Origin of the sequence: Burkholderia metallica (assembly GCF_001718555.1) — a bacterium.
Lineage (GTDB): Bacteria > Pseudomonadota > Gammaproteobacteria > Burkholderiales > Burkholderiaceae > Burkholderia > Burkholderia metallica.
Genome location: NZ_CP013403.1, coordinates 419,079 through 431,456 on the forward strand (window position 1 = coordinate 419,079; position 12,378 = coordinate 431,456).

The following is a 12,378-nucleotide window of genomic DNA, read 5'->3' on the forward strand; positions in this document are numbered from 1 at the left end:
CTGCGTGCGACCCGTATCGGCCATGCGGGTCGCACGTTTTTGCGTTCGAGCGGCTACGATGACGCGCAGGCATGCTTCCCGCGAGCGAGCGATGACCCCGTATGCGATCCCGGTGTTGCGCAGGATTCGCCAGCGTATGCGCCGGTTTCGGCGCGCGACGCGGCCCGGCCCGTTCGCCGGCGCGCCGCGTTCGCCCCGCACGGCGACGCTCGCGGCGATCGGCGCGTCGCTCGTCGTGGCCGCCTGTAGCTGGACCGCGCACGACGTGCACGCCGACGGCATCGTCTGGCAGGTGGACAACGCGACGACCCGTCCGGTCGGCAACTGGCAGATCCTCGGTGTCAGCGATCTGCTGATTCAATGGATCGCGGTCGACGATACCGCGTACGTCGCGAATACCCGCATCCAGCCTGCCGCGCACCTGCCCGACTGGGAACGTATCGGCCGTGAGCCGTGGGCCCGGAACGTGATTCTCGGCCTCGCCGGCTACCAGGACGAAAAACGCGCGCGCACCCATCTGTCGACGCTCGCCGACCAGTCGCTGGAAGTGGCGCGCGCATCGCTCCCGCTGCATGTCACCGGCTACTACTTCCCGGTCGAGATCGATCCGACCTGGCAGGATGCGCCGAAGCTTGCCGCGGTGCTGCAGCGGCTGCCGCGTCCGCTGTGGGTGAGCGTGTACGACCAGACCAATATCGGCGGAAAGGCGCTCGCCGACTGGCTCGCCGCGTGGCTGCCGTCGGACGTCGGCGTGTTCTTCCAGGACGGCTGCGGCGTGTATGCCCGCGAGCCGTATGTCGCGCGCAGCTACGTCGACGAACTGGCTGCAAGACTGGGCAAACGCCGCGTGCGGGTCATCGCCGAAGCATTCCGGCCCGCCGAGCGGGGCGGGTTCCGTTCCGCCAGCGCCGACGAGTTGAGCAGGCAACTGGTCGCGTATCGCGGCTATCCGGTCTATCTGTTCGACGGTCCGCACTATGTGTCCGACGACCTCGCACGCGCGCTGTCGACGTGGAAGCCGGGGCCGCCGCCGGCCGCGCCCGCGGTGACGCCGCACTGATCCGGCCGGATGCCGCCCCGGCGCGATGTGATGACCAAACCGCAAGACCTAGTGCATAGATATCGTTTGCCGCGGCCTTAATGACTATCGACAATCGTGGCTCGATTTCGCCGCCGTCGCGCCAGAAGCGCCGCGGCGGCCGGCATCGGGCGGCTATCCCGGCCGTCCGCGCCCTCCAGCTCACGACGACATGTACGCGTTCACTCCCTCATTCCAGAATCCCGCCGGCTCGCCGATCCGCGAACTGTTCAAGTACCTGTCCGAACCGGGCATGATTTCCTTTGCGGGCGGCTATCCGGCCAGCGACCTGTTCGACGTCGACGGCCTGAACGCGGCCGCCGCGCGCGCGTACGCGCAGCCCGTACGCTGCCTGCAATACGGCCCGACCGACGGCCTCGCCGACCTGAAGCAGCAACTGATCGCGCTGATGGCGCGTCGCGGCGTGGCGTGCACGGCGGCCGAACTGCTCGTCACGACCGGGTCGCAGCAGGGCCTCGATCTGCTGCTGCGCGTGATGGTGTCGCCCGGCGACGTCGTGTTCACCGAGCAGCCTGCTTATCCGGCGACGCTGCAGGCGATGCGTCTGCAGCAGGCGCGCATCGTGACGATTCCGGTCGACGGCGCTGGGCTCGACGTCGATCGTCTCGGCGAACAGCTCGCGTCCGGCGCGATCGCGCAGCCGAAGCTGCTCTATACGGTGCCGACCTTCGCGAACCCGACGGGCGCGACGCTTACGCGCGAGCGTCGGCTGAAGCTGCTGCGTCTCGCGGTGCAGTACCGTTTCCTGATCGTCGAGGACGATCCGTACGCCGACCTGCGTTTCGCGGGCGAGCCCGTGCCGTCGATGCTGGCGCTCGCCGATCAAGTCGACGGCGCGCGCGACTGGATCGTGCATTTCGCGAGCCTGTCGAAGATCGTCGCACCGGGGCTGCGCGTGGGCTGGACGATCGCGCCGGCCGAGATCGCACGGCGCTGCGTGATCGCGAAGCAGACGGTCGATCTGTGCAGCACGCCGTGGACGCAGGCGACCGCCGCCGAATATCTGGCCGACGGCGCGCTCGAACGCCATCTGCCGCGCATCGCGGCCGCATACCGGCGCAAATGCGATGCGATGTGCGACGCGCTGCGCGACGGCCTCGGCGACGCGATCGAATTCCATCGTCCGGAAGGCGGGATGTTCGTGTGGGCGCGCATCGGCGCGGTGTCGTCGGACGTGCTGCTGCAACAGGCGATCGCGAACAAGGTCGTGTTCGTGCCCGGCAAAGCGTTCTTCGCGGACAACGTCGACGCGGCGTCGCTGCGCCTGTCGTTCGCCGCGCCGGACGTCGACGCGATCCGGGAAGGCGTCGCGCGTCTCGTGCGCGCGTATGGTGCGGCGCTCGCTGCGTGAGGAAACCTCGACATGAACGTCACCGTCAACGACACCGTATCTACCGGCGCCGCGCCGGGCGCGGGCGATAGCCGGCCGGTGGCGCACCGGTCGTCGCAGATCAGCGCGGGGCCGCAGTACGTGGCCGACGTGCTCGGCCGCTTCGGCGCGGAGCCGGCGGCCGATGCCGCCGATGCTGGCGAGGCCGCGCCGGTCGTGCTCGGCTACAACTGAGCGGCATGCCAATACGGCGGCGGCATCGCATGCGCGCCGCCGCCGACGCAAACGGGTAAGCTTGCGCGATCGACCCACGCGCGATCGCCGCCCTTTATGTCCGACCCGACTTCCGAATCGCTCACGCAAACGTACGACCGCGCGTGGTCGTGCCTCGAATCCGGCGTGAGCGCCCAGCGCTCGCCGTTCACGATGCTGCAGGCCGCGACGCTCGGCGTCGACGGTGCGCCGAAGGTTCGCACGATCGTATTGCGTCACGCGAGCCGTGCCGAGCGCATGCTGTCGTTTCATACCGATGCACGGTCGGAGAAAGTCGCCGAGCTGCGTCGCGATCCGCGCATCGCGCTCGTTGCGAGCGATCTCGATGCGCTCGTGCAGATTCGCGTGGAAGGCGTTGCATCGATCTGCGACGACGACGCGCAACGGCGCGCGGTCTGGCAATCGAGCCGTCCGCATACGCTGCTGCTGTATCGTGCGCCGTTGCCGCCCGGTACGCGGGTCGACTCGCCCGAGGCGGCGCATCTCCCGACGAGTCAGGATTCGACGCCGGCCGCCGACGGCTATGACAACTTCTGCGTGATTCACGTGAGCGTGACGCGCATCGACTGGCTCGAACTCGCGCGCGCCGGCCATCGCCGCGCGGTGTTCGACTTGCATGCGGGCGGCTGCGAAAGCCGCTGGATCGCGCCCTGACGCCGCCGACGTCCGCTCAAGCCCGCCTGTCCGACGCCGCCTGCATGGCCATCCACTCGCGCATCACGACGATCGCATCGTCGTCGCGCCGCTCGGCCGGATACACCAGATAGAACCCCACCGACAGCGGAAACGCGAAATCGAACGGCTTGCACAGCCGGCCGGCCGCGATGTCGCGCTCGACGAGCGGATCGGTGGCGAGCGCGATGCCCTGGCCGGCGACGGCCGCATCGATCGCGAGCGACGTCTGGTTGAAGCGCAGCCCCTTGTGCGGATCGACGTCGACGGGCTCCGGCATTGCGGCGAGGAACTCGGGCCACAGATCGTGCGCGTCGTGCAGCAGCACGTGGCCCGCGAGCGCGTGCGGCGACGCGGGCTCGGCCAGCAGCGCGGGGCTGCAGACCGCGCATACGTCGAGAGGGAACAGCGCATGCGCGACGAGGTGCTTGCCGAACGGCGGCTTGCCGTAGCGGATCGCGAGATCGACGCCGTCGTGGCGGAACGTCGCGATCTGCGGGTCGGCGATCACGCGCACGTCGTAGTCGGGATGCGCATCGGTGAACTGCGCGAGCCGCGGGATCAGCCACTTCGACGCGAACGACGGCGTCGTGCTGATCGTCAGCGCGGCGCGCCGCTTCACGAGCTTGTCGGTCGCGTCGGCGATCGCGTGCAGCGCGCGCTGCACGTCGGAGAAATACGCGGCGCCGTCGTGGGTCAGCGCGAGGCCGCGCGGCAGGCGCTCGAACAGCTTCAGGCCGAGCACGTCCTCGAGGTGGCGCACCTGCTGCGCGACGGCGCCCTGCGTGACGCCGATCTCGTCGGCCGCGGCGCGGAAATTGAGGTGCCGCGCGGACACTTCGAACGCGCGAAGGGCATTCAGCGGCGGCAGGCGTGAAGGGCGGGGCGGCATCTTGAGGCTGTAGAAAAACTATCGTCTGGCGGCAGAAATACTGGTTCGACAGGGGTGATGGATGCGCCTACATTACCACCATGGCGCGCCGAATGGCGGCTGCGCGGCGGCAGGATTCGAACGAGGAGCACATCGTGACTGTAGAAAAAGTAGCGTTGATCACGGCGGCGGGCAAGGGCATGGGCGCGGCGATCGCGCGCGAACTGGCGGCGACCGGCTACCGCGTCGCGCTGATGTCGCCGTCGGGCAGCGCGGTGGCGCTCGGCGACGAACTGGGCGGTTTCGGCATCAAGGGTTCGGTGACGGAAGAAGCCGATATCGAGCGTCTGGTGCAGGAAACGGTCGCGCGCTACGGGCGCATCGATGCGGTGGTCAACAACACCGGGCATCCGCCGAAGGGCGAACTGCTGGCGATCACCGACGAAAACTGGCATGCGGGGCTCGACCTGATCCTGCTGAACGTGGTGCGCGTGATGCGCCGCGTGACGCCGATCTTCCAGAAGCAGGGCGGCGGCGCAGTGGTCAACATCTCGAGCTTCGCGGCGGACGCGCCCGAGCGGCCGATGCCCGTTTCGTCGGCGCTGCGCGCGGCGCTGAGCGCGTGGACGCGTCTTTACGCGGAACGCTACGCGGCCGAGAACATCCGGATGAACGCGGTGCTGCCGGGCTTCATCGACAGCTGGCCGGAAACGCCGGAGATCGTCGCGCGCATTCCGGCCGGCCGCTTCGGCAAGACGGGCGAGATCGCGAAGACGGTCGCGTTCCTGCTGTCCGACGGCGCGGGCTACATCACCGGGCAGAACATTCGCGTCGATGGCGCGATCGTCAACGGGCTCTGAGCGTCATACCGGCGCGCGAGCGGCGGCGGGGGCCGCCCGCGCGCGGTGCAGCAGCTACAAGCGCGTACAAATCAGACAAATCCGGGATACATCAGACCTTTCAAATGGGCGACGCCGCGTGACGAGGGCGCGCCGGATCGAAAGCCTGGGCGCGATCCCGCCCGCGGCATCTCACTTTCCACTTCACGAAAGGATGCCGAACGATGTCTTCCACACCGTTTTCCCCGATGCGCCGCCACCTGCTGGCCACTTCCGTGGCCGCCGGAGTCTCGGCGATGCTGCCCACCGCGCTGCATGCGGCGACCGGCGCGAGCGGCATACGCCCGTTCACCGCGCACATTCCCGACGAGGCCGTGATCGACCTGCGCCGCCGCATTGCCGCGACGCGCTGGCCGGGCCGCGAAACCGTGGCCGATGAATCGCAGGGCGTGCGGCTCGCACGCATGCAGGCGCTGCTACGCTACTGGGGCACCGACTACGACTGGCGCAAGGGCGAGGCGCGCCTGAACGGCTTCCCGATGTTCATTACCGAGATCGACGGGCTCGACATTCATTTCATTCACGTGCGCTCGCGGCACGAGAACGCGATGCCGATGATCATGACGCACGGCTGGCCCGGTTCGGTCTTCGAGCTGCTGAAGGCGATCGGCCCGCTGACGGACCCGACCGCGCACGGCGCGAGCGCGGACGATGCATTCCACGTGGTCGTGCCGTCGCTGCCGGGCTTCGGTTTCTCGGGCCGGCCGACGAAGCCGGGCTGGGGCTCCGATCACATCGCGCGGGCGTGGGGCGAGCTGATGGCGCGGCTCGGCTATACGCGCTTCGTGTCGCAGGGCGGCGATTGCGGCTCGGTGATCTCGCACCGGATGGCGATGCAGCGCGTGCAGGCCCTCGTCGGGATTCACGTGAACATGCCGGCGACGGTGCCGCCCGATATCGCGGCGCTGCTCCAGCTCGATGCCCCCGCACCGGCTTCGCTGTCGCCGAAGGAGAAGGCGGCGTACGAGAAGCTCGCGACGTTCTATCGCGACAACTGCGGCTACTCGGCGATGATGGTCACGCGGCCGCAGACGGTCGGCTACGCGCTTGCCGATTCGCCGTCGGGGCAGGCCGCGTGGATGTACGACAAGATCTCGCAATGGACGTACAGCGGCGGCGTGCCCGAGCGCTCGATTCCGCGCGACGAGATTCTCGACGACATCTCGCTGTACTGGCTGACGAACACCGCGACGTCGGCCGCGCAGATCTACTGGGAAGATCACTCGAACAACTTCAATGCGGCGGATATCTCGTTGCCGGCGGCGATCACGGTGTTTCCGGGCGAGATCTACCAGGCGCCGCGCAGTTGGGCCGAGCGTTGTTATCACAACCTGATCTACTTCAACGAAGTCGACAAGGGCGGGCACTTCGCGGCATGGGAAGAGCCGGAACTGTTCGCGCGTGAAGTGCGTGCCGGGTTCCGGCCGTTGCGGCGCGCGTAAGCGAAGCGGGTTGCATAACGAATGCGGGCCGACGTGGCTGCACGGCTGCGCGGCTCGTGTTCGTTGTCGCTTCACCGTCGACCCGACGCGCAGCCGGATCCATCACCTTCATACGCGGCGAGACGGCCGGCGCTTCTCCTCTCCCGTTCTACCCCACACGCCCCGCAACCGTCACGAAACGTCGTTTTCCCGGCGATTTTTGAATCGCTTTTTGTCGTGTTCGCACACAGATACGTTGCGATACAAAGCGTCCGGAGGGTTCGGATATAACACCGGTGAAGCGATTCACACGACAGCGCGGTGCGATGCGCGACGGCTGCGAACGCCGATACCCGATTGCCCGCACGTGCCGCGGGCCCCTTCCTTAGCGATCGACAATGGAGAACGAATCATGCCTGATACCGTGAACACCCGCCGCCGCCTGATCCTGGGCTCGACGCTGGCGAGCCTGAGCCTGGCCGACCTCGGCTTCAGCGCGCTCGCGCATGCGCAGTCGACGCCCGCTGCATCCGCCGGCAAGCGAGCGGCCGGCGTCGCATCGCTCGGCACGATCCATCAGATCGATGCGGGCGTGCTCAACGTCGGGTATGCCGATCTCGGGCCGAAGAACGGCCCCGTCGTGTTCCTGCTGCACGGCTGGCCGTACGACATCCACAGCTATGCGGAAGTCGCGCCGCTGCTCGTCGCGGCCGGGTATCGCGTGATCGTGCCGTACCTGCGCGGCTACGGCTCGACGACGTTCCGCTCGGCCGACACGGTGCGCAACGGCCAGCAGGCGGTGACGGCCGTCGACATCGTCGCGCTGATGGATGCGTTGAAGATCGACCGTGCGGTGTTCGGCGGCTACGACTGGGGTGCGCGCACGGCCGACATCATCGCGGCGCTGTGGCCGCAGCGCGTGAAGGCGCTGGTATCGGTGAGCGGCTACCTGATCGGCAGCCAGGCGGCGAACGCCGCGCCGCTGCCGCCGCAGGCGGAATTCCAGTGGTGGTATCAGTTCTACTTCACGACCGAACGCGGCGAACTCGGCTACACGCAGAACCGCGATGCGTTCAACAAGCTGATCTGGCAGCTCGCGTCGCCGAAGTGGCAGTTCTCCGACGAAACCTTTGCGCGCACGGCCGCGTCGTTCCGGAATCCCGACCACGTGGCCGTCGTGATTCACAACTATCGCTGGCGCCTCGGGCTCGCGAAGGGGGAGGCGCAATACGACGACATCGAGCGGCGTCTGGCAGCCGGCCCCGCGATCACGGTGCCGACGATCACGATGGAAGGCGACGCGAACGGCGCACCGCATCCGGCCCCGGCCGCGTACGCGAAGAAGTTCACGGGCAAGTACCAGCACCGGACGATTTCCGGCGGTATCGGCCACAACTTGCCGCAGGAGGCGCCGCAGGCGTTCGCGGATGCGATCCTGCAAGTGGAGCATCTGTGATGCGGGTGCGCATCGAAGTGTGGCGGCGCGGTGCGCGCCGTGTGCTCGGCGCGGGCGTGCTGCTGGCCGGTGCGCTGGCGGCGAATGGCACGGTCGCATTCGCGGAACAGCCGAAGCCGGCCGCGGCCGCGTCACCGATCTACGGCGTGACGATTCCGCCCGGCTATCGCAAGTGGGAAATGGTCGCACCGGCCGAAGAGGCCGCGCCGCTCGACGAGCTGCGCGTGGTGCTCGGCAACCCCGTCGCGATCCGCGCGCTCGAACAGGCGACGTTGCCGTTCCCGGACGGCACGATCCTCGTGAAGCTCGCGTACAAGCGCAAGCAATCCGACGAGTTTCCTCCGGCGACGGTGCCTGGCCAGGCGACGACCGTGCAGGTGATGGTGAAGGACTCGCGCCGTTATGCGTCGACGGGCGGCTGGGGCTTCGGGCGTTTCGTCAACGGCGTGCCGGCCGATATCGGTCAGCATCGGACGTGCTTCGCGTGCCACGAGGCGCGGGTGAAGAACCGCGACTACGTGTTCACGCGGCTCGCGCCATGAGGTGATGCGACGTTGCGGTGTGAAGTGGAGCGGAAGGCGTGCCCGGCGAGGCACGCCTTTTTTCGTGGTGCGCACGGCGCGGCGGTGCGCATCGGCACGCGGGTTTGTATCGCACTGTATCTGCGGCCGCTTCTGAAAAACTGGCATGCAGAAAGCACCGGTTTCGGAAACATCGCAGATACGTGCGCGGGTTCTACTGTCGACATGCAGCAAACGTTCGATGCCAGACGATCTGGATCGGATGCCGAATGATCGACTGACCTTTTTCCTTCAAGGAGAACCCTCATGAAAGCCGCTCGAATCCTCGCCGTTGCCGTCCTCGCCGCCGTTCCCGCATTGTCGTTCGCCGATACCGGCCACGGCCTCACGCGTGCCGATGTGCGCGCCGAACTCGTCCGTCTGGAACAGGCCGGCTATAACCCGGCCCGCAGCGGCCCGCACTACCCGGACGACGTCGTCGCCGCGCTGCAGGTCGCACGCTCCGACCAGAACGGCCCGTCGAAGTCGCAGGACGACAACGTGGCCGATACGTCGACGCCTGACGGCCTCCGCGATGCAGCCCGGTCGCGTTCCGCGCGCAACGCTGCCGACGACCTGTACGCGCATTCGTGATCCGGTACCGCGCCCGCTGTACGGAGGCGCGTATGTCGATACAGCACTTCATTTGAACAACATGAGATGGGCAGGAGCATGACGATGGCCGGTTTGATGAAACGCGTTCTGGTATCCGCCGCGGTGATCGGCGGACTGTTTGGTACGGTCGCGGCGCAGGCCGTACCGAAGGAAGACCTGAAGGGCACCAACGTCGTGCTCGTGCACGGCGCGTTCGCCGACGGGTCGAGCTGGAACCGCGTGATTCCGCTGCTCGAGGCACGCGGGCTGCACGTGGTGGCGGTGCAGAACCCGCTCAGCTCGCTCGCCGACGATGCGGCCGCGACGAAGCGCACGATCGACGCGCAGAAGGGGCCAGTCGTGCTGGTCGGCCATTCGTGGGCCGGTGTCGTGATCAGCGAGGCGGGCAACGACGACAAGGTGAAGTCGCTCGTGTACGTCGCCGCGTTCGCGCCCGACAACGGCCAGTCGATCGCCGACGTCACGCAGGGGCTCCCGGCGCCCGCGTGGGCCGGTGAACTGCGCAAGGACGCGGGCGGTTTCACGACGCTGTCGGACAAGGCGATCGCGCAGGATTTCGCGCCGGACCTGCCGTCCGCGCAGCAGCGCATCGTCGCGGCAACCCAAGGGCCGTGGTACGGTGGCTGCATATCGGAGAAGGTCACGCAAGCCGCGTGGCATGCGAAGCCGTCGACGTTCGTCGTCACGACGCAGGACCGGATGATCGATCCGACGCTGCAGGAAGCGATGGCGAAGCGGATCGGCGCGACGGTCGCACGCGTGAACGGCAGCCACGTTGCGATGCTGAGCCAGCCGAAGGCCGTGGCCGATGCGATCATCGCGGCCGCCGAGCGCGCGAAGCAGGATACGCAGTGAGCGCATGCGGCGCCGTGCTTGCGTAACGAAGCACGGCGCCGCGCGCGATTGTGATGTCTTTCCATCAGGAGCAGTCATGACGCAACTCTGGCAACTGTCGGCAACCGAGCTCGCGAAACGCGTGCGTCAGCGTGAAGTATCGGCGCGCGAAGTGGCGGATTCCGTGCTCGCTCGTCTCGATGCGGTGAATCCGGCGATCAACGCGGTGGTCGAGCATCGTCCCGACGACGTGCGGCGGCAGGCCGACGAAGTCGATCGCGCGATCGCGCGCGGAGACGATCCGGGGCCGCTCGCGGGCGTGCCCGTTACCGTGAAGATCAACATCGACCAGGCCGGTTTCGCGACGACCAACGGCACGCGCCTGCAGGAGACCCTGATCGCGCAAGCCGACAGCCCGGTCGTCGCCAACATCCGGAAGGCCGGCGGCGTGCTGCTCGGCCGCACCAATTCGCCGACGTTTGCATTGCGTTGGTTCACGTCGAATCTCGTGCATGGCCGCACGCGCAATCCGCGCAATGCGTCGCTGACGCCGGGCGGATCGAGTGGCGGCGCGGCGGCGGCCGTGGCGGCCGGGATCGGCCCGCTTGCGGTCGGCACCGACATCGGCGGCTCGGTGCGTTACCCGGCCTATGCGTGCGGCGTCCATGGGATCCGGCCGTCGCTCGGCCGCGTGCCTGCCTTCAACGCGTCGTCTCCCGAGCGCGCGATCGGCGCGCAGTTGATGTCGACGGCAGGCCCGATCGCGCGCACGATCGACGATCTGTCGCTCGCGCTGCGTGCGTTCGTCGCGCCTGATCCGCGCGATCCATGGAACGTGGCCGTGCCGTTCGACGGGCGCGAGGTGCCGAAGCGCGCGGCGCTGTGCGTGCGTCCGCGCGGCCTGGAGGTGGTGCCCGAGGTCGAGGCCGCGTTGCGCGACGCCGCGCGCCGGCTCGCCGATGCGGGCTGGACCGTCGACGAAATCGACGATACGCCGCCGATGCGCGAGGCCGCGCTGCTGCAGGAGCAATTGTGGCTAGGCGACGGTTTCGACGCGCTCGCGAACGCGGTCGACGCGGACGGCGATCCGGGCGCGGCCGCGGTGATCGCCGCGGTGCGCGGCAAGGTGCGCGATCTGCCGGCCGACGTGATCAGCCGCGCGCTGGTGCGACGCACGACGCTTACGCGGGAGTGGCGGCTGTTTCTCGACGAATACGCGGTGCTGCTGCTGCCGGTGTCGTCGGAACTGCCGTTTCCCGACGATCTCGACCGCCAGGGGCTGGCTGGGTTCGACCGCGTGTGGGAAGCGCAGCTGACGTTGCGCGCGCTGCCCGCGATGGGGCTGCCGGGGCTGGCCGTCACGACGTCCGTCGCGAATGGCGTGCCGGTGGGTGTGCAGGTGGTCGCCACGCATCACCGCGAGGATCTGTGCCTGCTCGCCGCGCGCGATATCGAAGCGCGTGGCGTGCAGGTCGTGGCGGTCGACCCGGTGGTGTGACGTACTGAAGAACATGTGCATCGGCGACGCTCGGTGGCTTCGTCGGTGCATGGCGTGATCCGTTCCATCCCTGATTCCATGACGACGCGCCGCATGCCGCGGCGATCGTCCTCATCCTTCCTTTCAACCCCCTTCGATGTACGACATCGAACGGCCCCCGTTCTCCCTTTCCATCCCGCCGGCGACCGCGCACCGATAGCGCGCGTCTGCCATTGCATTCCCCGCGGCGCTGATTAGGAAATGAATTTTTATTGGTTCTGCTCGCTCCGCCGCACTCGCATAGTGGCGCTGACGGCTATAGACAGCACGCAAGCTGCAACGGCCGCGTTCCCGGTGTCTTTGTTCATACGAATCTGCGAAAACGAGGAAGTGTCATGACGGTTGCATTGGAAGAACGAACCGCCGCGCAACAGGCGCTCGAAGATGCGCGCGCGGCCGCGGCGTCGGCCGGCAAGCCCTATGCGGGCAGTGTCGCGCCGGAGACCGCGTGGGCGCTGTTCTCGTCCGGCGACGCGTTGCTGGTGGACGTGCGCACGGCCGAGGAACGGAAATTCGTCGGCCACGTGCCGGAGTCGCTGCATGTGCCGTGGGCGACCGGCACGAGCCTGACGCGCAACCCGCGCTTCGTGCGCGAACTGGAAGCGAAGACGGGCAAGGACGCGGTCGTGCTGCTGCTGTGCCGCAGCGGCAACCGCTCGGCGCAGGCGGCCGAGGCCGCGGCGAAGGGCGGTTTCACGCAGGTGTTCAACGTGCTCGAAGGATTCGAGGGCGACCTCGACGACCGGCAGCATCGCGGCGGCAGCAACGGCTGGCGCTTTCGCGGTCTGCCGTGGGCGCAGGACTGATTGAT

General features: G+C 68.0%; 13 protein-coding genes. 12 read left to right on the plus strand and 1 reads right to left on the minus strand.

Features of this window, described 5'->3' with window-relative positions:
• Positions 1 to 91 precede the first annotated feature (91 nt).
• From WJ16_RS21670 to WJ16_RS21685, 4 genes are all read left to right on the plus strand, one after another.
• Positions 92 to 1,060, plus strand: coding sequence for an alpha-amylase family protein (locus WJ16_RS21670; RefSeq protein ID WP_069259143.1), 969 nt, complete (start codon positions 92 to 94; stop codon positions 1,058 to 1,060).
• Positions 1,061 to 1,250: 190 nt separating this feature from the next.
• Positions 1,251 to 2,450: an aminotransferase-like domain-containing protein gene (locus WJ16_RS21675; protein ID WP_069259144.1), complete on the plus strand. Its 1,200-nt coding sequence runs from the start codon at positions 1,251 to 1,253 to the stop codon at positions 2,448 to 2,450.
• A gap of 12 nt (positions 2,451 to 2,462) precedes the next feature.
• Complete coding sequence (locus WJ16_RS21680) at positions 2,463 to 2,663, plus strand: hypothetical protein (protein WP_069259145.1); 201 nt, start codon at positions 2,463 to 2,465, stop codon at positions 2,661 to 2,663.
• Positions 2,664 to 2,759: 96 nt separating this feature from the next.
• On the plus strand, positions 2,760 to 3,356 hold the full coding sequence (locus WJ16_RS21685) for a pyridoxamine 5'-phosphate oxidase family protein (protein ID WP_069259146.1): 597 nt from the start codon (positions 2,760 to 2,762) through the stop codon (positions 3,354 to 3,356).
• A gap of 16 nt (positions 3,357 to 3,372) precedes the next feature.
• On the opposite strand, the gene gcvA is transcribed toward WJ16_RS21685, so the two are convergent.
• Positions 3,373 to 4,266: a transcriptional regulator GcvA gene (gene gcvA / locus WJ16_RS21690; protein ID WP_069259147.1), complete on the minus strand. Its 894-nt coding sequence runs from the start codon at positions 4,264 to 4,266 to the stop codon at positions 3,373 to 3,375.
• 134 nt (positions 4,267 to 4,400) lie between these two features.
• Between gcvA and WJ16_RS21695 the strand changes: the two genes are divergently transcribed.
• The 8 genes from WJ16_RS21695 to WJ16_RS21730 all read left to right on the plus strand — a co-directional run bounded on the left by WJ16_RS21695 (position 4,401) and on the right by WJ16_RS21730 (position 12,373).
• Positions 4,401 to 5,105, plus strand: a complete 705-nt coding sequence (locus WJ16_RS21695; RefSeq protein ID WP_069261076.1) for an SDR family oxidoreductase — start codon at positions 4,401 to 4,403, stop codon at positions 5,103 to 5,105.
• Positions 5,106 to 5,308: 203 nt separating this feature from the next.
• A complete protein-coding gene (locus WJ16_RS21700) occupies positions 5,309 to 6,586 on the plus strand; it encodes an epoxide hydrolase family protein (protein ID WP_069259148.1) in 1,278 nt (425 codons plus the stop codon).
• 391 nt (positions 6,587 to 6,977) lie between these two features.
• A complete protein-coding gene (locus WJ16_RS21705) occupies positions 6,978 to 8,021 on the plus strand; it encodes an alpha/beta fold hydrolase (protein ID WP_069259149.1) in 1,044 nt (347 codons plus the stop codon).
• On the plus strand, positions 8,021 to 8,563 hold the full coding sequence (locus tag WJ16_RS21710; protein ID WP_069259150.1) for a cytochrome P460 family protein: 543 nt from the start codon (positions 8,021 to 8,023) through the stop codon (positions 8,561 to 8,563). Before WJ16_RS21705 ends, WJ16_RS21710 begins: the two co-directional genes overlap by 1 nt.
• A 285-nt stretch (positions 8,564 to 8,848) precedes the next feature.
• Entirely contained in the window at positions 8,849 to 9,175 is a 327-nt protein-coding gene (locus WJ16_RS21715) for a DUF4148 domain-containing protein (RefSeq protein ID WP_069259151.1), read from the plus strand.
• 84 nt (positions 9,176 to 9,259) lie between these two features.
• On the plus strand, positions 9,260 to 10,051 hold the full coding sequence (locus tag WJ16_RS21720; protein WP_069261077.1) for an alpha/beta fold hydrolase: 792 nt from the start codon (positions 9,260 to 9,262) through the stop codon (positions 10,049 to 10,051).
• Between the two features lie 76 nt (positions 10,052 to 10,127).
• Positions 10,128 to 11,528, plus strand: a complete 1,401-nt coding sequence (locus tag WJ16_RS21725) for an amidase family protein (RefSeq protein WP_069259152.1) — start codon at positions 10,128 to 10,130, stop codon at positions 11,526 to 11,528.
• Positions 11,529 to 11,902: 374 nt separating this feature from the next.
• A complete protein-coding gene (locus tag WJ16_RS21730; protein ID WP_069259153.1) occupies positions 11,903 to 12,373 on the plus strand; it encodes a rhodanese-like domain-containing protein in 471 nt (156 codons plus the stop codon).
• Positions 12,374 to 12,378: the final 5 nt, after the last annotated feature.

Bases quoted from the DNA above. Each gene is read 5' to 3' on its own strand.
- WJ16_RS21680 (WP_069259145.1), top strand. From the start codon at position 2,463: ATGAACGTCACCGTCAACGACACCGTATCTACCGGCGCCGCGCCGGGC.
- WJ16_RS21685 (WP_069259146.1), top strand. From the start codon at position 2,760: ATGTCCGACCCGACTTCCGAATCGCTCACGCAAACGTACGACCGCGCG.
- WJ16_RS21715 (WP_069259151.1), top strand. From the start codon at position 8,849: ATGAAAGCCGCTCGAATCCTCGCCGTTGCCGTCCTCGCCGCCGTTCCC.
- WJ16_RS21730 (WP_069259153.1), top strand. From the start codon at position 11,903: ATGACGGTTGCATTGGAAGAACGAACCGCCGCGCAACAGGCGCTCGAA.
- WJ16_RS21725 (WP_069259152.1), top strand. From the start codon at position 10,128: ATGACGCAACTCTGGCAACTGTCGGCAACCGAGCTCGCGAAACGCGTG.
- WJ16_RS21710 (WP_069259150.1), top strand. From the start codon at position 8,021: ATGCGGGTGCGCATCGAAGTGTGGCGGCGCGGTGCGCGCCGTGTGCTC.
- WJ16_RS21670 (WP_069259143.1), top strand. From the start codon at position 92: ATGACCCCGTATGCGATCCCGGTGTTGCGCAGGATTCGCCAGCGTATG.
- WJ16_RS21720 (WP_069261077.1), top strand. From the start codon at position 9,260: ATGGCCGGTTTGATGAAACGCGTTCTGGTATCCGCCGCGGTGATCGGC.
- WJ16_RS21700 (WP_069259148.1), top strand. From the start codon at position 5,309: ATGTCTTCCACACCGTTTTCCCCGATGCGCCGCCACCTGCTGGCCACT.
- WJ16_RS21705 (WP_069259149.1), top strand. From the start codon at position 6,978: ATGCCTGATACCGTGAACACCCGCCGCCGCCTGATCCTGGGCTCGACG.
- gcvA (WP_069259147.1), bottom strand. From the start codon at position 4,266: ATGCCGCCCCGCCCTTCACGCCTGCCGCCGCTGAATGCCCTTCGCGCG.
- WJ16_RS21675 (WP_069259144.1), top strand. From the start codon at position 1,251: ATGTACGCGTTCACTCCCTCATTCCAGAATCCCGCCGGCTCGCCGATC.